15 protein-coding genes are annotated in these 21387 nt (G+C 72.6%); 8 read left to right on the plus strand and 7 right to left on the minus strand.

Annotation, left to right across the window (positions count from 1 at the left end; translation table 11 throughout):
* Positions 1 to 242: 242 nt before the first annotated feature.
* Entirely contained in the window at positions 243 to 2117 is a 1875-nt protein-coding gene (locus AB0M97_RS01380) for an exo-alpha-sialidase (RefSeq protein WP_365958603.1), read from the plus strand.
* Positions 2118 to 2228: 111 nt separating this feature from the next.
* Here the strand turns inward: AB0M97_RS01380 and AB0M97_RS01385 are convergent, their stop codons facing one another.
* The gene (locus AB0M97_RS01385; RefSeq protein ID WP_365958702.1) at positions 2229 to 3242 is read right to left on the minus strand and encodes a bile acid:sodium symporter family protein; all 1014 of its coding nucleotides are present in this window, start codon (positions 3240 to 3242) and stop codon (positions 2229 to 2231) included.
* A gap of 184 nt (positions 3243 to 3426) precedes the next feature.
* On the opposite strand from AB0M97_RS01385, the gene AB0M97_RS01390 reads away from it, so the two are divergent.
* The 3 genes from AB0M97_RS01390 (at position 3427) to AB0M97_RS01400 (ending at position 7420) form a co-directional block, all read left to right on the plus strand.
* Positions 3427 to 4308: a LysR substrate-binding domain-containing protein gene (locus tag AB0M97_RS01390; RefSeq protein WP_365958604.1), complete on the plus strand. Its 882-nt coding sequence runs from the start codon at positions 3427 to 3429 to the stop codon at positions 4306 to 4308.
* 332 nt (positions 4309 to 4640) lie between these two features.
* Positions 4641 to 6467, plus strand: coding sequence for an AMP-dependent synthetase/ligase (locus AB0M97_RS01395; RefSeq protein WP_365958605.1), 1827 nt, complete (start codon positions 4641 to 4643; stop codon positions 6465 to 6467).
* 116 nt (positions 6468 to 6583) lie between these two features.
* A complete protein-coding gene (locus AB0M97_RS01400; RefSeq protein ID WP_365958606.1) occupies positions 6584 to 7420 on the plus strand; it encodes an aldo/keto reductase in 837 nt (278 codons plus the stop codon).
* 158 nt (positions 7421 to 7578) lie between these two features.
* Here AB0M97_RS01400 and AB0M97_RS01405 read toward each other — a convergent pair whose 3' ends face one another.
* The 3 genes from AB0M97_RS01405 to AB0M97_RS01415 form a co-directional block, all read right to left on the minus strand.
* Positions 7579 to 8280, minus strand: coding sequence for an SDR family NAD(P)-dependent oxidoreductase (locus tag AB0M97_RS01405; protein ID WP_365958607.1), 702 nt, complete (start codon positions 8278 to 8280; stop codon positions 7579 to 7581).
* 83 nt (positions 8281 to 8363) lie between these two features.
* On the minus strand, positions 8364 to 9257 hold the full coding sequence (locus AB0M97_RS01410; protein WP_365958608.1) for a class I SAM-dependent methyltransferase: 894 nt from the start codon (positions 9255 to 9257) through the stop codon (positions 8364 to 8366).
* A 133-nt stretch (positions 9258 to 9390) separates the two neighbouring features.
* On the minus strand, positions 9391 to 11115 hold the full coding sequence (locus tag AB0M97_RS01415; RefSeq protein WP_365958609.1) for a glycoside hydrolase family 6 protein: 1725 nt from the start codon (positions 11113 to 11115) through the stop codon (positions 9391 to 9393).
* A 685-nt stretch (positions 11116 to 11800) separates the two neighbouring features.
* Here AB0M97_RS01415 and AB0M97_RS01420 point away from each other — a divergent pair.
* Positions 11801 to 14713, plus strand: coding sequence for a glycoside hydrolase family 48 protein (locus AB0M97_RS01420; RefSeq protein ID WP_365958610.1), 2913 nt, complete (start codon positions 11801 to 11803; stop codon positions 14711 to 14713).
* Between the two features lie 130 nt (positions 14714 to 14843).
* Positions 14844 to 17498 (plus strand): cellulose binding domain-containing protein, encoded by a 2655-nt coding sequence (locus tag AB0M97_RS01425; protein ID WP_365958611.1) that lies wholly within the window; start codon positions 14844 to 14846, stop codon positions 17496 to 17498.
* 285 nt (positions 17499 to 17783) lie between these two features.
* Here AB0M97_RS01425 and AB0M97_RS01430 read toward each other — a convergent pair whose 3' ends face one another.
* Together AB0M97_RS01430 and AB0M97_RS01435 are read right to left on the minus strand one after the other, a co-directional pair.
* Entirely contained in the window at positions 17784 to 18533 is a 750-nt protein-coding gene (locus AB0M97_RS01430) for a class I SAM-dependent methyltransferase (RefSeq protein WP_365958612.1), read from the minus strand.
* 5 nt (positions 18534 to 18538) lie between these two features.
* Positions 18539 to 18844, minus strand: coding sequence for a 4a-hydroxytetrahydrobiopterin dehydratase (locus AB0M97_RS01435; protein WP_365958613.1), 306 nt, complete (start codon positions 18842 to 18844; stop codon positions 18539 to 18541).
* A 717-nt stretch (positions 18845 to 19561) separates the two neighbouring features.
* Between AB0M97_RS01435 and AB0M97_RS01440 the strand changes: the two genes are divergently transcribed.
* The gene (locus AB0M97_RS01440) at positions 19562 to 20401 is read left to right on the plus strand and encodes a helix-turn-helix transcriptional regulator (protein ID WP_365958614.1); all 840 of its coding nucleotides are present in this window, start codon (positions 19562 to 19564) and stop codon (positions 20399 to 20401) included.
* Here the strand turns inward: AB0M97_RS01440 and AB0M97_RS01445 are convergent.
* The gene (locus tag AB0M97_RS01445; protein ID WP_365958615.1) at positions 20383 to 20808 is read right to left on the minus strand and encodes a hypothetical protein; all 426 of its coding nucleotides are present in this window, start codon (positions 20806 to 20808) and stop codon (positions 20383 to 20385) included. The genes AB0M97_RS01440 and AB0M97_RS01445 overlap by 19 nt on opposite strands.
* A 214-nt stretch (positions 20809 to 21022) precedes the next feature.
* Here AB0M97_RS01445 and AB0M97_RS01450 point away from each other — a divergent pair, with 214 nt between their 5' ends.
* Positions 21023 to 21235, plus strand: a complete 213-nt coding sequence (locus tag AB0M97_RS01450; RefSeq protein ID WP_365958616.1) for an SAM-dependent methyltransferase — start codon at positions 21023 to 21025, stop codon at positions 21233 to 21235.
* Positions 21236 to 21387 lie beyond the last annotated feature (152 nt).

Consider the following 21387-nt stretch of genomic DNA (forward strand, 5'->3'; position numbering starts at 1 on the left):
TGCCCGTGCACGGCGGGCCGCCCTCGTGAACGGTCCCCCGCCACCAAGCGGGTGACGGGAGTTCGGGTCGCGGCGTGGTTAGGGCGGCGACACGTGCACGGTTCTTGCGGGGCGGGTGGCCGCGCAACTAACGTCGGCCGCCCACCCCTGGACATGGGATGTCCTGATGTTCAGATGTCCGACCCGCCGTCTGCGCCACTGACCGGACCACACGACCAGACCTAAGAAGGGCAGGTCGCACCATGCCGGCACGTCTTCGCACCCGCCTGAGATCCCCCCTCGTCGCCCTGCTCGCCCTCGCGGCGACGGCCGTACTGCCCGCCCCCGCCGAGGCCCAACCCCCTTCGGCCGCGCCGCACTTCGAACAGCAGACCCTCTTCAAGGCGTCCCAGGACCCCGGTTACGCCTGCTTCCGCATCCCGGCGATCGTGCGGACCACGCACGGCACGCTGCTCGCCTTCGCCGAGGGCCGGGTCCTCAACTGCGGGGACGCCGCCGACATCGACATCGTCCTCAAGCGGTCCACCGACGGCGGCCGTACCTGGGGCCCGCTCCAGGTCGTCAACGAGGGCGCCGGCGACACGCACGGAAACCCGGCGCCGCTGGTCGACCGCTCCACGGGCCGGATCCTGCTCGCCGAGACGTACAACACGGGCCGCACCGACAGCGGCAACTGCACGGTGCCCTGCGACCGCACCCCCCATCTGCAGTACAGCGACGACGACGGCCGCACCTGGTCCCGGCCGCGCGACCTGAGCGACCAGATCCTGCCCCCGCACTGGAACTCCTGGTACGCGACCGGCCCCGTGCACGGCATCCAGCTGACCCGGGGCCGGCACGCCGGGCGGCTGGTGTTCGGCGTCAACACCGAGACGTGGGACGGCACGCGCATAAGCGCCAATCACGCGGCGCTCGTCGTCAGCGACGACGGCGGCGACTCCTGGCGGATCGGCGCGACCGACAGCTGGCCGGTCGCCGCGGACGGCACGTTCCGGCAGAAGCCCTCCGAAGTGACCCTCACCGAGCGCGTCGACGGCTCGATCCTGGTCAGCGGCCGGGAACAGGAGGGCACCGATCTCGGCCACCGCTCCCAGGCCGTCAGCCGGGACGGCGGCGACAGCTTCGCCGCGCCCTTCCGTGCCCTCCCCGACCTGTACACACCGCAGGTCCAGGGCGCCGTCCTGCGCCGCGGCGACCGCATCCTGCTGTCCGCGCCCGCCGACCCCGACCGCCGCCGCACGATGATGATCCGCTCCTCCTACGACGGCGGGCGCACCTGGGACAGCGTGGACCGCGGCACGGTCGTCACGCGGGACTGGTCCGGCTACTCCGACCTGGTCGGTATCGACCGGGACACGGTGGGGCTGATGTACGAGGGCGGCACGGCCGACGCCCGGGACGAGATCCGCTTCGCCCGGTTCACGGACGACTGGCTGGCACCGCGCCGCGGCCCCGACCCGACGACCGCCGACCTCGCCGCGCACGGCAGGCCCGCGGCCGTCCTCGGCGGTGCCCGCGCGACGGACGGCGTGCGGGGCGGCGCGCTCTCCTTCGACGGCGCCGACGACGCCGTACGCCTCCCCTACCGTGAGCAACTGCGGCTCGGCGAAGGGGACTTCACGGCCTCGCTGTCGTTCCGGTACACGGCCGCCTCGGGTGAGCAGCCGTTGCTGTGGATGGGCGGCATCGGTACCGGGCAGCCGCAGGTGTGGCTGCGCGGGGAACCCGCGAGCAACCGCGTGCAGGGCCTGATGACCGTCCGCGACGGCGCCGCCGCCCCCCGCTCGGCGTGGGTGCGCACCACGGGCGCGTACAACGACGGCGCGTGGCACCGGCTGGCGCTGCGCCGGGCCGGTGGCACGCTGACGATGTTCCTGGACGGCACGCCGGTCGGTTCCGCGGACGCGCCGGCCGGCTCGGTCAGCCGGAACTCGCCGTTCGGTGTGCACATCGGCCAGCGCATGGACAGCCGGGCGTTCTTCACCGGCGCGATCGACGACGTACGGGTGTGGAACCGGGCGCTCACCGACGAGGAACTCGCCACCGGGCGGACGGCTCCGGCCGCGCGGGGCCCGGTGGCGTGGCTGCCCCTGGACCGGGTGGGGGGCAGCCGCTGACGTCCCCCGGCGGCGCTGCTCGGCGGGGCCCCGTGGGACCGGCGGTGCCGCTCGGCGGGGCCGCCGGGCCGGCCCGTGGCTTCACTCCCCCGCTGCCGGGGACGGGCCGGCTCAGCCGGACGGTGGCGCCGTACCGGCCCCCGCTCCTGACGCTGCGGTTCGCCCCGGCGAGGCGGCGTCCTCGTGGGGGTCGCGCGAGCGGCGCCTGGCGATCACGGCGCACACCATCAGCTGCATCTGGTGGAACAGCATCAGCGGCAGCACGGCCAGGGAGGCGTGGGCGCCGAACAGGACGCTCGCCATGGGCAGCCCGGCGGCGAGGGACTTCTTGGACCCGGCGAACTGGATGGTGATCCGGTCCGCCCTGCCGAAGCCGAGCGCCCTCGCGCCGTACCAGGTCAGGGCCAGCATCACGGCGAGCAGGACGGCCTCGACGGCGAGCAGTCCGGCCAGCCGGGCGGGGCTCACCCGGTGCCAGACGCCCTGCACCATGCCCGCGCTGAACGCGGTGTAGACGACGAGGAGGATCGACCCGCGGTCGACCAGCCCGAGGACCTTGCGGTGCCGGGCGACGAAGCCGCCGATCCAGCGGCGCAGCAGCTGCCCGGCGGCGAACGGCACGAGCAGGTGCAGCACGATCCTCACGACCGAGTCGGCGGAGAAGCCCCCGGCGGCGCCGCCGAGCAGGGCGGCGGCGAGCAGCGGCGTGAGGACGATGCCGACGAGGGAGGAGAAGGACCCGGCGCAGATCGCGGCGGGCACGTTGCCCCGGGCGATGGAGGTGAGGGCGATGGACGACTGGATGGTCGACGGGACCAGGGTGAGGAAGAGCAGGCCCTGGTGGAGGGGGTCGGTCAGGAGCACCGGGACGAGTCCGCGGGCGGCCAGGCCGAGCAGCGGGAACACGAGGAAGGTGCAGGCCAGGACGGTGAGGTGGAGCCGCCAGTGCCTGAGGCCTTCGAGGGCCTCGCGGGTGGACAGGCGGGCGCCGTAGAGGAAGAACAGGAAGGCGACGGCGGCGGTGGAGGCGCCGGAGGCGATGCCGACCGCTGTCCCGCGGACCGGGAGGAGCGCGGCGAGGCCCACCGTGGCGAGGAGCAGCAGGACGTAGGGGTCGACCGGCATCCGGCTCGGCCAGCGCAGGCGTTTCACGGTGCTCCACTTGCTCGGTGACGGGCTCGGGGTGAGGGTTCCCCGGTCCGTCGCGGTCTCTGCCGCCCATCGTGCTCTCTTCCCCGGCGATCGGGAATCCCGCACACCGCACTCACTGTCATCGTGATGCGTGATGGGCGACGGTAGGCTGGCGGGTGTGTACGAGCCTTCCCACCTGCGGACCTTCCTGGCGGTGGCGCAGACGCTGAGCTTCACGCAGGCCGCCCGGCGGCTCGGGCTGCGCCAGTCGACCGTGAGCCAGCACGTGCGGCGGCTGGAGGACGCCACCGGCCGGCAGTTGTTCTCCCGGGACACGCACTCGGTGGAGCTGACCGAGGACGGCGAGGCGATGCTCGGGTTCGCGCGCCGGATGCTTCAGGTGCACGAGGAGGCGACGGCGTTCTTCGCGGGCACCCGGCTGCGCGGGCGGCTGCGGTTCGGCGCGTCGGAGGACTTCGTGCTGACCCGGCTGCCGGAGGTCCTGGAGGGTTTCCGGCACGACCACCCCGAGGTCGACTTGGAGCTGACGGTGGAGCTGTCCGGCACGCTGCACGAGCGGCTGGCGGCCGGGAAGCTGGACCTGGTGCTGGCCAAGCGGCGGTCCGAGGACCCGCGCGGCGAACCGGTCTGGCGGGACCGGCTGGTGTGGATCGGCGCGGAGCGGCTGCGGCTGGACCTGGACCGCCCGGTGCCGCTCATCGTGTATCCGCCGCCCGGCATCACCCGGGCGCTCGCGTTGGAGGCGCTGCAACGGCAGGGGCGCCCGTGGCGGGTCGCGTGCACGAGCGGCAGCCTCAATGGCCTGGTCGCGGCGGCGCGCGCCGGGCTCGGTGTGATGGCGCACGCGCGGCGTCTGATCCCGCCGGGTCTGGTGCGGGTGCCGGAGCGTGCGGGGCTGCCGGAGCTGGGGCGGGTGGACTTCGTGCTGGTGCACGGGCGGCGCAGCACCACGGCGCAGGACGCGGCCGACGCGCTGGCCGCGCGGATCCTGGCGGGCGGCGACCGGCTGCAGCAGCAGCGGCGCGGCGAGGGCCCGTGAGGCCTGGGCGCTCGGAGCAGCTCGGGGTGACGCATGGCGCGGCGCCGACGCTGATGAGGAACAGAGGGCGACACGCCCCGGACGACAGCCACGGGTACCCCGGGGCGCGGGGGCGCGGCCGGGTCGTACAGATTCGGTGGAGGTTACGGCCCCGAACCTCGCTCAACCGTCAGGAATCCGCCCGACCCTTCCCCAAGTGAGCGCATTGTCCCCCGCTGACCAGGGCGGACGGGAGCGCGCCCGGAAACCGGGCCCCTCCCGGCCGGTCGGTGGGTGGGGTAGCTTTCACCGCGCCACAGGCAGACCGGGGGGCCGAGAAGCGGGGAGCGGGTTTGCGCGAGTTCACCAACCCTCCGTCGGCACTGGCACCGCCGGTGGGCGGTCTGGCCGACGCCGTCTTCGAGCACGCCCGGCAGGACCCGCTGCGCATCGCGCTGGGCCGCAAGGACGCGGCGGGCCGCTGGCGGGACGTGACGTCCGCCGAGTTCCGCGACGAGGTGCTGGCCGTCGCCAAGGGCCTGCTGGCGCGCGGGATCAGGTTCGGGGACCGGGTCGCGGTCATGTCCCGCACCCGCTACGAGTGGACGCTGTTCGACTTCGCGCTGTGGGCGATCGGCGCGCGGGTGGTGCCGGTGTACCCGACGTCGTCGGCGGAGCAGTGCTGCTGGATGCTGTACGACGCGCAGGTGTCGGCGGCGGTCGTGGAGCACGAGGACCACGCGATGACGATCGCCACGGTCATCGACCGGCTGCCGCGGCTGCGCCGGCTGTGGCAGCTGGACGCGGGCGCGGTGCAGGAGCTGTACGACGCGGGCGCGCACCTCGACGACGAGGTGGTGCACCGGCACCGGCAGGCCGTCACGCCGGACTCGATCGCGACGATCATCTACACGTCGGGCACGACGGGCCGCCCCAAGGGCTGTGTGATCTCGCACGGCAACCTCATGTACGAGGCGGACACCGTGATCGAGCGGTGGGAGCCGGTGTTCCACTCCAAGAAGGGCGACGAGGCCTCCACACTGCTGTTCCTGCCGCTCGCGCACGTCTTCGGGCGGATGGTGGAGGTCGCGGCGATCCGCGGCCGGGTGAAGTTCGGGCACCAGCCGCAGCTGAACGCGGCGGCGCTGCTGCCGGACCTGGCGGCGTTCCGGCCGACGTTCATCCTGGCGGTGCCGTACATCTTCGAGAAGGTGCTCGACTCCGCGCGCCGCAAGGCGGAGAAGGAGGGCAGGGCGGGGCCGTTCGAGAGGGCCGTCGACGTCGCGGTGCGGTACGCGGACGCCGTGGAGGCGAAGGCGTGGGGCACCGGGCCGGGGCCGTCGGCGGGGCTGCGCGTGCAGCACCAGCTGTTCGACAAACTGGTGTACTCCAAGGTGCGGGCGGCGATGGGCGGGCGGATCCGGCACGCGATGTCGGGCGGTTCGGCCATGGACCGGCGGCTCGGCCTGTTCTTCGCCGGCGCGGGCGTGCACGTCTACGAGGGCTACGGCCTGACCGAGTCGACGGCGGCGGCGACCGCGAACCCGCCCGGACGCACCCGGTACGGCACGGTCGGGCAGCCCATTCCGGGCGTCACCGTGCACATCGCGGACGACGGCGAGGTGTGGCTGCGCGGCCCCACCATCTTCCAGGGCTACCTCAACAACCCGAAGGCGACCGACCAGACCCTGCACGACGGCTGGCTCGCCACCGGCGACCTCGGCTCCCTCGACGGGGACGGCTACCTCACCATCGCCGGCCGCAAGAAGGAGATCCTGGTCACCTCCAGCGGCAAGAGCGTCGCGCCGGGCGTGCTGGAGGAGCGAGTGCGGGACCATCCGCTGGTCGGCCGGTGCATCGTCGTCGGCAACGACCGCCCGTACATCGCGGCGCTGGTCACGCTGGACGTCGAGGCCGTCGAGCACTGGCTGGCCATGCGCGGCAAGCCCCGCCCGGCGCCGGCGGAGCTGGTGCGCGACCCGGACCTGGAGGCGGAGGTGCGGCGCGCGGTGGTGGCCGCGAACACGCTGGTGTCGCAGGCCGAGTCGATCCGGACGTTCCGCGTCCTGGCGCAGCCGTTCACGGAGGAGCACGGTCTGCTGACGCCGTCGCTGAAGCTGAAGCGCAAGGCGATCGAGAAGGCGTACGCCAGTGAGGTCGACGCGCTCTACCGGGCGTGAGCGCCGGGGCCGCACCGCGCGGCGGCGACCGGAAATCCGCGGTCAGGAATGCGGCGCGGCCCGTGATCGTTGACGATGGGAAGGCCATCCGACCACAACCGAAGGATCAAGAGCTCGTGAGCAGCAAGGTCCCCCCGATCATCCTGAACAACGGCGTCGAGATGCCCCAGCTGGGCTACGGCGTGTGGCAGGTGCCGGACGACGAGGCCGAGTCGGCCGTGGTGACGGCGCTGGAGGCCGGGTACCGCAGCATCGACACAGCGGCGATCTACGGCAACGAACAGGGCACCGGCAAGGCCATCGCCGCCTCGGGCATCGCCCGCGAGGAGCTGTTCGTCACGACCAAGCTCTGGAACAGCGAACAGGGGTACGACTCGACGCTGCGCGCGTTCGACGCGTCGCTGGACCGGCTCGGCCTGGACTACGTGGACCTGTACCTGATCCACTGGCCGCTGCCGTCCCGGGACCGGTACGTCGACACGTACCGGGCGTTCGAGAAGCTGCACGCCGACGGCCGGATCCGGGCGATCGGCGTGTCCAACTTCCTGCCGGAGCACCTGGAGCGGCTGATCGGCGAGACGTCGGTCGTTCCGGCGGTGAACCAGATCGAGCTGCACCCGCACCTGCAGCAGCGCGTCGCCCGTGAGTACCACGCGGAGCACGGCATCGCCACGGAGGCCTGGTCGCCGCTCGGCCAGGGCAAGGGCCTGCTGGAGGTCCCGGCGATCGTCGCCATCGCGCGCAAGCACGACCGCACCCCGGCCCAGGTGGTGCTGCGCTGGCACCTCCAGCTCGGCAACGTCGTCATCCCGAAGTCGGTGACGCCGTCCCGCATCCGGGAGAACATCGCGGTGTTCGACTTCAGCCTGGACGACGAGGACCTCGCGGCGATCAGCGCGCTGAACGAGGACCGGCGGCTGGGCCCGGACCCGGCCGAGTTCGACATGGCCTGAGCCCTTCCGCCCCCTGGATGGGAGCGGGGGCGGCCCGTGTGGCCCCCGGACCCGCGTGGTCCGGGGGCCACACGCCGGTCGGGGGCCTTCCTCGACCGGGCCCGGACCGGCGGTTCGGCGTGGACGGCACCGTGGTGCCGCCCGCGCCGCCCCGCCTCTCAGTTCGGCTGTCCCACAGGCCGTACCACGACGGTGTTGACGTCGACGCCCTCCGGTTGGCGGACCGCCCAGGCGACCGAGTCGGCGAGCTGTTCGGCGGTCAGCAGGTGTCCCGGCGGCAGACTCCCGTAGGAGTCCCAGAACGGGGTCTCCACCCGGCCCGGCGCGACGAGGGTCACGCCGACGCCCCACTCGGTGACCTGGCGCCGGGTGTTCTCGGCGAGGCCGGTCACCGCCCACTTGGTCGCCCCGTAGAGGTTGCCGGGCGCCGGCACGAACCCGGCGACGCTGCCCACCAGCACGATCCGGCCGCGTGTCGCCCGCAGCGCGTCGATGGACGCCCGGATCAGCAGCGCGGGCCCGAGGACGTTGGTCAGCACCATCTCCGTCCAGCCGGCGGGGTCACCCTCGGCGACGGTGTCGTGCGTGGCGAACCCGGCGTTGGCGACGGCCACGTCGAGCCGCCCGAACCTGTGCACGGTGGCGTCGACGGCGGCCCGCACCTGCGCGTGGTCGGCGGCGTTCCCGGGAAGCGTCAGCAGCCTGTCCGGCTCGGCCACTTCCGCGGCGAACGCCCGCAGCCGTTCCTCCCCGCGCCCGGTGACGGCGACCCGGTGGCCGTCCGCCAGCAGCCGCCGCGCGATGGCGGCCCCGATGCCGCTGCCCCCGCCGGTGACGAGTGCGACCGGAGTGTCGGTCATGATGAACCCCCTGCGTTTCGGTGAATGCCGGGGAGTCCATCAGCTGGAGCGCTCTCCAGGTCAAGGGCCGCCACGCAGGTGCGTCACACCGGCCGGACCGCCGTGTGGACGGTGTGGGCGGCGAGGACGAACACGTCGCGCCGGTGGTGGACGCTTCCCGGGTCGCCGGGGTCGAGCAGCCGGTCCAGCGTGGCCCGGTCGGAGGCGTCGAGATCGTCGGCCAGGACGTCCCGGGTGCGGGTGAGCGCGGCCACGACGTAGCCGCGGGCGCGGTCCGTGGCCGGGGCGGGCAGGTCGAGGAGGAAGCTGCGGGTCCTGGTGTGCTTCAGGCCCGCCGCCGTGAGCAGCGCCGGCCAGTCCTCGGTCTCGGCGACCGAGCCGGGCAGCTCGGCCCGCATCCGGGTGAAACGCTCCTCGTCCAGGGCGTCGATGCGCGCCTGGAGGCCGGGGCGGCCGAAGCCGATGTCGCGCGGCAGGTAGCGCGGGGGCAGGCCGCCCTCCAGCACGGCCAGGGTGCCGCCGGGCGCGAGGCGCTCGGCGAACGCGGTGAGCGCGGCGCGCTGGTCACCGAGGTGGTGGAGGCTGCGGCTGGCCCACAGCAGATCGGCCGGATAGTCCAGCTCCCCGAGGACGTCGGGCAGTTCGCCGAGCAGCGTGCCGAAGCGGTCGGCGGCGCCCTCGCGGGCGGCGCGGTCCCTGGCCCGTTCCAGCAAGGGCCCGGAGCTGTCGACGGCGACCACCCGGGCGCCCGGGAACGTCTCGGCGAACAGGCAGGACAGCACGCCGGGGCCGCTGCCCGCGTCGACGATCAGGCCCGGCTCGGTGACGTCCTTCGCCAGCCAGGCGAGGGCCTTCTCGTACAGGGGGGTGAACAGTTCCGCCTGCGCCTCCAGCAGCGGCGCCACCTCGGCCCAGTCAATGCCGGTGTGCGCGTGCTGGTGGGAGTGGGTGTGCTCGTGGTGGTGGTCGTGCGCCATGGGATCAGCCTCTCGTCCGGGTGTCGTCAGAGTGCGACGGCACACCGGACGGAGGCCACTGCTGTTGCCGTTCCCGCAAAGCGCGCACCCGGTGCCGGGGCCCGGAAGGCCGGGCCCCGGCGGGGTGCTCCGCTCAGGAAAGCGGCGGGTAGGCGTTCTTCATGAGCTCCTGGAACTGGGCCGAGAACCACTGGCCGGCGATCGGGGCGCCTCCGAGCGCGCCGGTCGGGTTGTTGCCGTTGCGGGCGTTGCCCCCGTACGTCGGGTCGCACATGCGGTCGAACCGCTTGCCCTCGTTGTTCGGGATCTCCTGGCTCGCGCCGTCGGACTCACCCGGGGGCTTCACCCACACGTAGGCGTCTATCCCGGCGGCAGGCGCGGCCTTGGGCCGTTCACCGATGCCGGCGCCGCTCTGGTTGCACCAGTTGCCGGCGTGGATGCGCCGGTCGATGCGGCCACCGTCCACGTAGGCGTCGACCGAGGTCTGCGGGCCGGGACCGGCGGGCCGGGCCGTGCCGCCCCAGCCGTTGCGCGAGGTGTCGATCAGCATGCCGAGGCCCGACGAGAAGCCGGCCGCGACGAGCTTGCTGCGCAGCGCCTGGGCGAAGGACTGCTCGTCCGTGTAGTTGTTCCAGTCGAGCCACTTCGACTGGCGCACCGTCTGCCCGTTGACGGAATCGGTGATCTTGAAGTTGGGCTCCACCGTGGCGCTGTAGTTGGCCGTGTTGGTGACGAAGCCGTGGACGTCGCTCAGGCTCGCGCCGTTGGTGGTGGCCACCTTCTTGAACAGCTGGACGGCGGGGTCGAGGTTGGTGTCCCAGCCGAGCCAGCCGTGGTGGGCGGCGTCGATGTAGTTGTAGACGTTCGGGATGGCGCCGAGCTTGTCGAGGGCGTAGCTGACGCCCTTCTCGTAGTTGCCGTTGGTCTTCATGGTCACGCAGGCGTCGGTGGTGGTGTTGGTGCCGCCGGCGTTGGTGACCAGGTTGGGCAGGGAGTCGGGCTCGATGACGGTGGCGATGCGCAGGCTCGCGTACTTCGGGTCGGACAGGATCGCGGCGATCGGGTCGATGTACTGGGTCTTGTACTTGTCGATCTCCGTCGGGCCGAGCTCGCCGTTGGAGGCGAGCGCCGCGCAGTCACGGCCGGGCAGGTCGTAGATGACGACCTTGACGACCAGCTGGCCGGTGCCCTTCTGCCGCAGGGCCTCGTCGAGGTGCGCGCGCAGGCCCATGGCCTCGCTGGAGCCCGCGATGGCGGCGATGCGGTCCATCCACACGGCGGTGGGCTGGCTGGAGACGCGGCTGCCGCCCGGTTCGGCCGCGGCCTTCTTCGACCAGTCCGGGTTGACGTACATCTTCGCGCCCGTGAACGGGTTGTCGACCTTGTCGCCGGGCGGCGGGTCGGTCGGGTTCGGGGGCGGGTCGGTGGGTCCGCCGCCGGAGTCGACGTTGCAGGTGACGCCGTCGAGGGTGAAGGTCGCGGGGATCGCGTTGGTGCCGCTGTACGAGCCCTGGAATCCGAAGCTGACCGAACCACCGCTCGACAGCGACCCGTTGTACGTCTCGTTGGCTGCGGTGACGGCCGCGCCGCTCTGGGTGATCCGGGCGTTCCAGCCGCTGGTGACCTTCTGGTTGCCTGCGTAGGTCCACTTCACCGCCCAGGAGTTCTTGGCGGCGCCGTTGTTGGTGACGGTCACGGCGGCGGTGAAGCCGGTGGACCACTGGTTCTGGACCTTGTAGTCCACGGTGCAGGGGACGGCGGCGGTGCCGACGCCCCCGGAGGTCGCGGCGAGCGCGGTCCCGGATGCTCCGGCGACCAGCGCCAAGGCGGCGATCATCGCTGTTCTGCTACGGCTCATGAGTGCGGGTTCCCTTGTCCGTTGAGCGGGTGTTGACGGTGCGGGCCGTGGTCGACGCCGGGCGGACGGCTGGTCGTGCCGTCGTGCCGTCGGGCCTGGTGCCGGTCACGCAGGGCGCGGGAGCGCTCCCACCGCCCGGCGGCCCGGCAGGGCCGTCGGTGCGGAGGGAAGGCTCGGCGTCGGCCTTGCCGGTCGTGCCGTGGAACTCTGTGCGAACGAGGTGGAACTCGGTGCGAGCGGGGCGGACGTGCTCCCCGCAGGAACGCGACGGTCCCCGCTCCGGGACGCCGGGCGCACGGGGCGGCCGGGTCGCCGGGGTCCCTCGGGGCAGGCCGGAAGCCGGCGGTGACGCAGTGGCACACCGGGCGGGTTGCCGTGACCGCCCGTGAGGGACGAAAGAGCTGAACGCGGGGGGTGTCGCATGAGCGACTCCTTGCAGTTCGGGCATGCCGTGACAGGCGTGCCGACTGATGGAATCGCTCCCACTGGTGCAACGAAGCTAGCGCCAAGTGACCGGGAAGGACAGAGGAGTTGCAAATTTTCCTGGTCGAAGGCAGTCGAATCTTTTCGACTCTTCAAGCGTCTTGACCCCTTCCGGCCCTTTCCCCACTATGGGAGCGCTCCCACTGGTTCAAGGCTTGTTGCTCCTCCCCCACTTCTCCGAGCCGCAAGGAGGAACCAGCACATGCAACCCAGCCGCAGACGCCGCACGACGCGGCGGCTGCTGACCGCTGTCGTGGCGGCCCTCGCGTTACCGCTGACCATGCTGTCGACCGGGTCGACTCCCGCCCGGGCGGCGGCCGTTCAGTGCAGCGTCGACTACAAGACCAACGACTGGGGCTCCGGCTTCACCGCCGACCTCACCATCACCAACCGCGGTTCGGACGCCATCGACGGCTGGACCCTGACGTACGCGTACGCCGGCAACCAGAAGCTGACCAACGGCTGGAACGGCAGCTGGTCGCAGTCGGGGCAGTCGGTCACGGTGAAGAACGTCTCCTACAACGCGCGGATCGCCGCGGGCGCCGCCGTCACCACGGGCGCGCAGTTCACCTACAGCGGCACCAACACCGCGCCGGCCTCCTTCACGGTCAACGGCACCGCCTGCAACGGCGCGCACCAGCCGCCGATCGCGGTGCTGACCAGCCCCTCGGCCGGTGCGGTCTACACGCAGGGCCAGGCGGTCCCGCTGGCGGCGACCGCGGCCGCCGCCGACCGGGCGACGATCAGCAAGGTGGAGTTCTACGACGACACCCGGCTGCTCGGCACGGACACCAGCTCGCCGTACTCGCTCTCCGTCTCCGACCTGTCGGTGGGCAGCCACTCGCTGGTGGCGAAGGCCTACGACAGCCTCGGCGCGTCCGCCAGCTCCACGCCGGTCGGCATCACGGTGACGTCCGGTCCGACCGTGGTCGCCACGCCGGCCCAACTCGCCGTGCAGCAGGGCAAGACGGGCACCTACGAGGTGAAACTGTCCAAGCAGCCCGCCTCCAACGTCACCGTCACCACCGCCCGCGCGAGCGGCAACACGGGGCTGTCGGTCACCGGCGGCGCGTCGCTGACCTTCACGCCGTCGAACTGGGCCACCGCGCAGAAGGTGACCGTCACCGCCGACGCCACCGGGACCGGTGCGGCCGTCTTCGAGTCGACGGCGCCGGGCCACGGCAAGGCGTCGGTCACCGTGACGCAGATCGGGGCGACGAAGGCGTACGAGGCCCGCTTCCTCGACCTGTACGGGAAGATCACCAACCCGGCGAACGGCTACTTCTCCCCCGAGGGCATCCCGTACCACTCGGTCGAGACGCTGATCGTCGAGGCGCCGGACCACGGCCACGAGACCACCTCGGAGGCGTACAGCTACCTGCTGTGGCTGCAGGCCATGTACGGCAAGGTGACGGGCGACTGGACCAAGTTCAACGGGGCCTGGGAGATCATGGAGAAGTACATGATCCCCACCCGCGCGGACCAGCCGACCAACTCCTTCTACAACCCGTCGAAGCCGGCGACGTACGCGCCGGAGTACGACAACGTGAACCAGTACCCGTCCGCGCTCGACACGGGCGTCTCGGTGGGGCCGGACCCGATCGCCGGTGAGCTGAAGTCCACGTACGGCACGGACGACGTCTACGGCATGCACTGGATCCAGGACGTCGACAACATCTACGGCTTCGGCAACGAGCCCGGCAAGTGCGAGGCCGGGCCGACCGCGACCGGACCGTCGTACATCAACACCTTCCAGCGCGGCCCGCAGGAGTCGGTGTGGGAGACGGTCCCGCAGCCCACCTGCGACGCCTTCAAGTACGGCGGCCGCAACGGCTTCCTGGACCTGTTCACCAAGGACGCGTCCTACGCCAAGCAGTGGAAGTTCACCAACGCCCCGGACGCCGACGCGCGGGCCGTGCAGGCGGCGTACTGGGCGGACATCTGGGCGAAGCAGCAGGGCAAGGGCTCCCAGGTCTCGGCGACCGTCGCCAAGGCCGCGAAGATGGGCGACTACCTGCGCTACGCCATGTTCGACAAGTACTTCAAGAAGATCGGCAACTGCACCAGCCCGTCCTGCCCGGCCGGCACCGGCAAGGACTCCTCGCACTACCTGCTGTCCTGGTACTACGCCTGGGGCGGCGCCACCGACACCTCGGCGGGCTGGGCCTGGCGCATCGGCTCCAGCCACGCGCACGGCGGCTACCAGAACCCGCTCGCGGCGTACGCGCTGAGCAACTACGCCGACCTGAAGCCGAAGTCGGCGACGGGTGCGGCGGACTGGGCCAAGTCGCTGCAGCGGCAGGTGGAGTTCTACCGCTGGCTGCAGGCCGACGAGGGCGGCATCGCGGGCGGCGCGACCAACAGCTGGGCGGGCCGGTACGCGTCACCGCCGGCCGGTGTGTCGACGTTCTACGGCATGTACTACGACGAGAAGCCCGTCTACCACGACCCGCCGTCGAACCAGTGGTTCGGTTTCCAGGCGTGGTCGATGGAGCGGGTCGCCGAGTACTACCAGCAGTCGGGCAACGCGCTCGCGAAGTCGGTCCTGGACAAGTGGGTCGACTGGGCGCTGTCGCACACCACGGTCAACCCGGACGGCACCTTCCGGATCCCGTCGACGCTCAAGTGGTCGGGCCAGCCCGACACCTGGAACGCGACGAGCCCGGGCGCCAACAGCAACCTGCACGTCACGGTGGCCGACTACACCAACGACGTCGGTGTGGCGGCGGCGTACGCCAAGACCCTGACGTACTACGCCGACCGCTCCGGTGACACCGAGGCCGCCACCACGGCGAAGGCGCTGCTGGACGGCATGTGGAAGAACCACCAGGACGACCTCGGCATCGCCGTCCAGGAGACCCGCTCCGACTACAACCGCTTCAACGACAGCCTGTACGTCCCGAGCGGCTGGACCGGCACCATGCCGAACGGTGACGTGATCAACTCGTCGTCGACCTTCGCGTCGATCCGCTCCTTCTACAAGAACGACCCGGCCTGGTCGAAGATCGAGGCCTATCTCGCGGGCGGAGCCGCGCCCACGTTCACGTACCACCGGTTCTGGGCCCAGGCGGACATCGCCCTCGCCATGGGCTCGTACGCGGAGCTCCTCGAATAGTCCCCGCTCTCCGCGTACCGCGCGCCGGGCGGCCCCACCCGCACAGGGGCCGCCCGGTCGTCGTGTCGCTCCCGGACCAGGGAGCGGCGGCAGCCCTCCCCCTTCTCCTCATCGGAAGGACCTCACAGCCATGCGAAGAAAGCGCTTGCTCGTGGCCGTGTCGGCACTCGCCGCCGGCCTGCTGTTCGCGGGCTCCCCGCCCGCACCGGCCGCCGACAGCCCGAGGACGGCTGTGGCGGCCGACACGTACACCTGGAAGAACGCCCGGATCGACGGCGGCGGCTTCGTGCCGGGCATCGTCTTCAACCGCACGGAGAAGGACCTCGCCTACGCCCGCACCGACATCGGCGGCGCCTACCGCTGGCAGGAGGCGACGCGGACCTGGACGCCGTTGCTGGACTCGGTCGGCTGGGACGAGTGGGGCCACACCGGCGTCGTCTCGCTCGCCTCCGACTCCGTCGACCCCGACCGGGTGTACGCGGCGGTCGGCACGTACACCAACAGCTGGGATCCGACGAACGGTGCCGTGCTGCGGTCCTCGGACCGGGGCGCGAGCTGGCGGAAGGCGGACCTGCCGTTCAAGCTGGGCGGCAACATGCCCGGCCGCGGCATGGGCGAACGCCTCGCCGTCGACCCGAACAGGAACAGCGTGCTGTATCTCGGCGCGCCCAGCGGCAAGGGCCTGTGGCGGTCGACGGACTCGGGGGCCACCTGGTCGCAGGTGGCGAACTTCCCGAACGTCGGCAACTACGCGCAGGACCCGAGCGACACGAGCGGCTACGCGAGCGACAACCAGGGCATCGTCTGGGTCACCTTCGACGAGTCCACGGGCACGGCGGGCAGCGCGACCAAGACGATCTACGTCGGGGTGGCGGACAAGGCCAATGCCGTGTACCGGTCGACGGACGCGGGCGCCACCTGGCAGCGGCTGGCCGGCCAGCCCACGGGCTACCTCGCCCACAAGGGCGTCCTGGACACGAAGAACGGCCACCTGTACCTCGCGTACAGCGATTCGGGGGGTCCCTACGACGGCGGGAAGGGCCGCCTGTACCGGTACGCGACGGCGTCCGGCACCTGGACGGACATCAGCCCGGTCGCCGAGGCCGACACCTACTTCGGCTTCAGCGGGCTGACCGTCGACCGGCAGGACCCCGGCACGGTGATGGCGACGGCGTACAGCTCCTGGTGGCCGGACACGCAGATCTTCCGGTCCACGGACAGCGGCGCGACCTGGACGAAGGCCTGGGACTACACGTCGTATCCGACCCGCGAGAACCGCTACACGATGGACGTGTCGTCGTCGCCGTGGCTGACGTGGGGCGCGAACCCGTCGCCTCCCGAGCAGACCCCCAAGCTGGGCTGGATGACGGAGTCGCTGGAGATCGACCCGTTCGACTCCGACCGCATGATGTACGGCACGGGCGCGACGGTCTACGGCACCGAGAACCTCACGAACTGGGACTCGGGCGCGAAGTTCACCATCACGCCGATGGTGCGGGGCCTGGAGGAGACCGCGGTCAACGACATCGCCTCACCCCCGTCGGGTGCCCCGCTGCTCAGCGCGCTCGGCGACATCGGCGGCTTCCGGCACACGGACCTCACCAAGGTGCCGGCGATGATGTACACGCAGCCGAACTTCACCTCCACGACCAGCCTGGACTACGCCGAGAGCAACCCGAACACGGTCGTGCGGGTGGGCAACCTCGACTCCGGTCCGCACATCGCGTTCTCCACGGACAACGGCGCCAACTGGTTCGGCGGGACCGACCCGTCGGGCGTGAGCGGCGGCGGAACGGTCGCGGCGGCGGCCGACGGCAGCCGGTTCGTGTGGAGCCCGCAGGGCGCGGGCGTGCACCACACGACCGGCTTCGGCACGTCCTGGTCGGCGTCCACGGGCATCCCGGCGGGCGCCGTCGTGGAGTCGGACCGGGTCGACCCGAAGGTGTTCTACGGCTTCAAGTCCGGCAAGTTCTACGTCAGCACGGACGGCGGCGCCACGTTCACGGCGTCCGCGGCGACCGGCCTGCCCTCCGGCGACAGCGTGCGTTTCAAGGCGCTGCCGGGCGCGAAGGGCGACGTGTGGCTGGCGGGCGGCGCGAGCGACGGCGCGTACGGTCTGTGGCACTCCACGAACAGCGGCGCGAGCTTCACGAAGCTGCCGAACGTCGAGCAGGCCGACACGATCGGCTTCGGCAAGGCGGCACCGGGCGCCTCGTACCAGACGCTGTTCACCAGCGCCAAGATCGGCGGGGTGCGCGGCATCTTCCGCTCCACCGACAAGGGCGCGACCTGGACCCGCGTCAACGACGACGCCCACCAGTGGGGCTGGACGGGCGCGGCGATCACGGGCGACCCGCGGGTGTACGGCCGGGTGTACGTGGCGACGAACGGGCGGGGCGTCATCTACGGCGACACCTCCGACTCCGGCACCGGCCCGGGCCCCGGTCCGGACCCGGAGCCGGCCGGCGCCTGCTCGGTGACGTACAAGGTCACCAACCAGTGGACGGGCGGCTTCCAGGCGGACGTCCGGCTCGGCAACACCGGCCCGAGCGCCTGGAATGGCTGGTCGCTGGCCTGGTCCTTCGCCAACGGGCAGAAGGTCACGCAGATGTGGAACGCGCAGCACACCCAGTCGGGTGCCGCGGTGACCGCGAAGAACCTGGGCTGGAACGGGACCGTCGCGGCGGGTTCGTCGGTGAGCTTCGGCTTCACGGGCGAGTGGTCGGGCACGAACACCAAACCGGTCGCGTTCAGGATGGGTGACAAGACCTGCGCGGTGCAGTGACCGCGCGGAAAGGGCGCGTGCCGGGTGTCGGCACGCGCCCTTTCCTCATGTGCCGAGGCCTTACGGCGTGTATACGGCGGGCCAGCCGGGTGTCGGACGACGTGCCGTACTTGTCGACGCGGGCCGTCGAGGAGTTCGCGGACGACGTCACCGTCCCACCAGGCCGGGAAGTCGGCGCTGGACGGGGTGCCTCGTGGGAACGGGCCTCCTGGGAGGCGGGGGTTCCGGGGGTGTTCCGTCTCCCAGTCGCCGCCGGGCGCCGCGGGGTTGCCGCCGCCGCGGGGTCTACTTCCCGGGTGCCTTGACGAACGCGCGGAGGGTGAAGACCGGGTCCGCGCGGGGCCGGTCCTGGTCCGGGAGGGCGGCCAGGCGGGCGGCGAAGCGGTCGCTGAGCGGGTCGCCCGGGGGCAGCGTGACGAACCAGCCGCGGCGCAGGTCGGCGATGGTGCGCCGGGGGCTGCGGCCCTGTCCGTGGCCCCGGAAGCGGGCCTGCCCGGCGGGGCTGAGGCCGTGTCCGGCCGCGTACGCCTCGACGGCGGCGGCGTCGTCGCGGGCGGGGCGCGGCGGGCGGGAGGACAGGACGGCGTCGATGTCGCTGCCGACGTTGTGGGCGGCGGCCTTGTCGACGGTGGTGACGTACACGCCGCCGGGCCGCAGGACCCGGGCGCATTCGCCGACGATGCGCCGGACGTCCTCGGCGCGTTCGGCCAGGTGCAGCAGCCACACGCTGGTCACGGCGTCGAACTCGCCGTCTCTGAAGGGCAGTCGGCGGCTGTCGCCGAGGACGACGGCGCCGGGCAGCCGGGCGGCGGCGCGGCGGGCCATGGCCGGGGTGAGGTCGACGCCGGTCACGCGCAGCGCGGGCCGTGCGGCGGCGAGGCGGCGGGTGACGATGCCGGTGCCGCAGGCCACGTCGAGGAGGCTGCGCGCGCCGGGCGGTATCAGGCCGAGGACGGCTCCGGCCGCGGCGGCCGCCCGGGGTTCCCCGCCGCGTGAGGCGTCGTAGCGTTCGGCTTCCCTGTCGTAGTCGAGCACATGCCTCAGTGTGCCCCGTGGCCCGGGGCGAGGTCCGCCACCCTGCGGGCCAGCTCGAAGTCCTTCTCGGTGACGGCGCCGCCCGCGCTGTGGGTGTGCACGGCGAGGGTCACGGTGTTGTAGCCGAGGGTGAGGTCGCTGTGGTGGTCGAGTTCGTCCTGCACCTGGGCGATGTGGACGACCATGGCCGTCGCCGCGAAGTGCGTGCCGAGGCGGTAGGTACGGGTGAGCCGGCCGTCCTGGACGGACCAGCCCGGCAGGTCACCGAGACGCTCCTCGATCTCCTCCTGCGACAGCGGTTCGACGGGCATGGTCCGCGCTCCTTCCGTGACACCGGGGTGCGCCTTCAGCGTGCCACAGACGGTCGGCGGGGGCGCGGGGCGCTGCGCGCTCCTGCGGGGCCTCGGCGTGCCCCGCTGCGGGCGGGACGGTGCCCGACGCCACCGGGCGGAAGGTCGCGCGGGGCGCACGCGCGGCCCTGCGGCACCTCGGCGTGCGCCGCCGCGGGCGGGGCGGCCGTGCGGGTGCTGCGGGCGCGGCCTTGCGGGGCTTCGCGTGCGCCGCCGCAGGCGGGGCGGTCGTGCGGGTGCTGCGCACGGCTCTGCGTTCCCTCGACGTACACCCGCCGCACCCGGGGCGGGTGTGCTGGCGCTACGCGCGGCCCTGCGGCACCTCGGCGTACACCGCCGCGGGCGGCGCGCCGCGAAACGCGGCCTTGCGGGGCTTCGCGCGCGCCGCCGGCGAGGGGGGCCGTGCAGGCGCTGCGCGCGGTCCTGCGGCACCTCGGGTGGGGCGGGCCGTGCGGGGCGCTGCCCGCGCGACCCTGCGGGCCCCGCGCACGTCGGCGGGCGGGAGGCCGCGCGGCGCCCTCGCAGGGCCGCGCCCGCCGCACCCGGGGCGGCCTTGCCGACCGCTGTCCGCGCGGCCCTGCGACCCCCGCGCACGCCGCCGTGCGCGGGGTGGTTGCTCAGGGTGCTGCGGGCGCCCGTGCGCCCCCCGCACGCGGGCCGGTCGACTACCGTCGTGCCATGACCACGATGCCCGTGTCCTCCGCCGCAGCCCCTGCCGCCGGGCGGGGTGTGGGTCCGCTGCTGCGGGCCTGGCGGGAGCAGCGCAGGATCAGCCAGCTGGAGCTGGCGCTGCGCGCCGACTCCTCCGCCCGGCACATCAGCTTCGTCGAGACGGGCCGGGCGCGGCCCAGCGAGGAGATGGTGCTGCGGCTGGCCGAGCACCTGGACGTCCCCGTGCGGGAGCGCAACGCGCTGCTGCTCGCGGCCGGCTACGCCCCCCGCTACCCGGAGACCCCGCTGGACGACCCGGCCCTGGGCGCCCTGCGCGAGGGCATCGAGCGGCTCATCCAGGGCTACGAGCCGTATCCGGCGGTGGTGGTGGACGCGACGTACCAGGTGGTGGCGGCCAACCAGGGCATCCTGATGTTCCTGGAGGGCGTCGCGGACCATCTGCTCGAGCCGCCGCTGAACGCGATGCGGCTGACGCTGCACCCGGAGGGCATGGCGCCCCGCATCCGCAATCTGCGCGAGTGGCGCGGGCATCTGCTCGGGCAGATGGAGCGGCAGATAGCGCTGCACCGCTCCGAGGCGCTGCGGGCGCTGTACGAGGAGGTCGCGGCGTATCCGGTGCCGGACGACGCGACGGGCCCCGAGGCGGCGGCGGGCGAGGGGGCGGCGGCGTATCCGTACGTCGCGCTGCCGATGCTGATCGAGCACGACGGGCGGACGCTGTCGTTCGTCTCGTCGATCTCCACCTTCAACACGCCGATGGACGTGACGGTCGCCGAGCTGGCCATCGAGACGTTCCTCCCGGCCGACCCGGTGACGGCCAAGTACCTTCAGAACCGGTCGGACTGACGTGCCTTCAGCGCCTGGTGCTGGAGCCCGGCGAACCCGGTCACGGTCAGCGCCTGGAGGATCGTCCACACCGTGCCCGCCGCGGACGGCGTGAGCCACAGCGCGAGGGCGAGGAAACTGAGCAGGGCCCAGGCGAGGTTGGCCTCCACCACGATCCGCACGCCGAGGGCCGGTGGATGCGCCCGGGATGCGGTCAGGCCCACGGCTGCCGCGTACACGGCGAGGAACACGCCGAGGACGAGCAGCAGCCCGGGGCGGACGCCGAGGAAGCGGCCGAGCGGGCCGGAGACGGCGAGGTAGGCGACGGCGTTGGTGCCGGTCACCACCGCGTCGAGCGCCAGGAAGCGGCGCAGCATCCGCTGCGGCTCCGGGGTGCGGGCGAGCGCGGCAAGCTGTGTCGCGGTCATGGCGAATCACCCTCCATCGGGGTCGAGTTGCGCTGGTGGCCGGGTCCCGGGCCGGAGTGCGCCGGCCCGGAACCCGGTAGGTCCACGATCGTCGGAGCGGTGCGCGCAGTCGATTACCCCTGAGGTAATGCCGGCGGTGGTGCGCCGGGCGCTCAATGCGCCCGGCAGGTCGGCGAGTTGGCGGCGGGCGCTGTGAGACCTGGGAGGGGCGGGCATGTCGATCGAGAAGGTGACCGGTCTGTGCGCCCGCGGCGGCACCCCGTTCCACCCGCGCACGCTGGCCGATTTCACCCGCTTCTTCGAGGGCCTGGAGCTGCTGGGCCCCGGCGTCGTCGCGGTCACCGGCTGGCGCCCGGAGCCGGAGGACGTGGCGGCACAGGCGGAGGGCATCGTGCCGGTGTACGCCGGGGTGGCGCGCAAGCCCTGACGGGGCCCGGTCAGGGACGTTTTCCGTACGGCCGCGACGGGACGAGCGCGAAATCAGGCCAATGACGGAGCGTCAACCGTTCTGCGCTTGCGAGTAGTTGGAGCTGCGTAATATTCATGAGCCCCCGAACCCACAGGACCCCAAGGCGCCCA

The organism is Streptomyces sp. NPDC051207 (assembly GCF_040682395.1).
GTDB lineage: Bacteria > Actinomycetota > Actinomycetes > Streptomycetales > Streptomycetaceae > Streptomyces.

Bases quoted from the DNA above. Each gene is read 5' to 3' on its own strand.
- AB0M97_RS01380 (WP_365958603.1), top strand. From the start codon at position 243: ATGCCGGCACGTCTTCGCACCCGCCTGAGATCCCCCCTCGTCGCCCTG.
- AB0M97_RS01385 (WP_365958702.1), bottom strand. From the start codon at position 3,242: ATGCCGGTCGACCCCTACGTCCTGCTGCTCCTCGCCACGGTGGGCCTC.
- AB0M97_RS01405 (WP_365958607.1), bottom strand. From the start codon at position 8,280: ATGACCGACACTCCGGTCGCACTCGTCACCGGCGGGGGCAGCGGCATC.
- AB0M97_RS01410 (WP_365958608.1), bottom strand. From the start codon at position 9,257: ATGGCGCACGACCACCACCACGAGCACACCCACTCCCACCAGCACGCG.
- AB0M97_RS01415 (WP_365958609.1), bottom strand. From the start codon at position 11,115: ATGAGCCGTAGCAGAACAGCGATGATCGCCGCCTTGGCGCTGGTCGCC.
- AB0M97_RS01420 (WP_365958610.1), top strand. From the start codon at position 11,801: ATGCAACCCAGCCGCAGACGCCGCACGACGCGGCGGCTGCTGACCGCT.
- AB0M97_RS01425 (WP_365958611.1), top strand. From the start codon at position 14,844: ATGCGAAGAAAGCGCTTGCTCGTGGCCGTGTCGGCACTCGCCGCCGGC.
- AB0M97_RS01435 (WP_365958613.1), bottom strand. From the start codon at position 18,844: ATGCCCGTCGAACCGCTGTCGCAGGAGGAGATCGAGGAGCGTCTCGGT.
- AB0M97_RS01440 (WP_365958614.1), top strand. From the start codon at position 19,562: ATGACCACGATGCCCGTGTCCTCCGCCGCAGCCCCTGCCGCCGGGCGG.
- AB0M97_RS01445 (WP_365958615.1), bottom strand. From the start codon at position 20,808: ATGACCGCGACACAGCTTGCCGCGCTCGCCCGCACCCCGGAGCCGCAG.
- AB0M97_RS01450 (WP_365958616.1), top strand. From the start codon at position 21,023: ATGTCGATCGAGAAGGTGACCGGTCTGTGCGCCCGCGGCGGCACCCCG.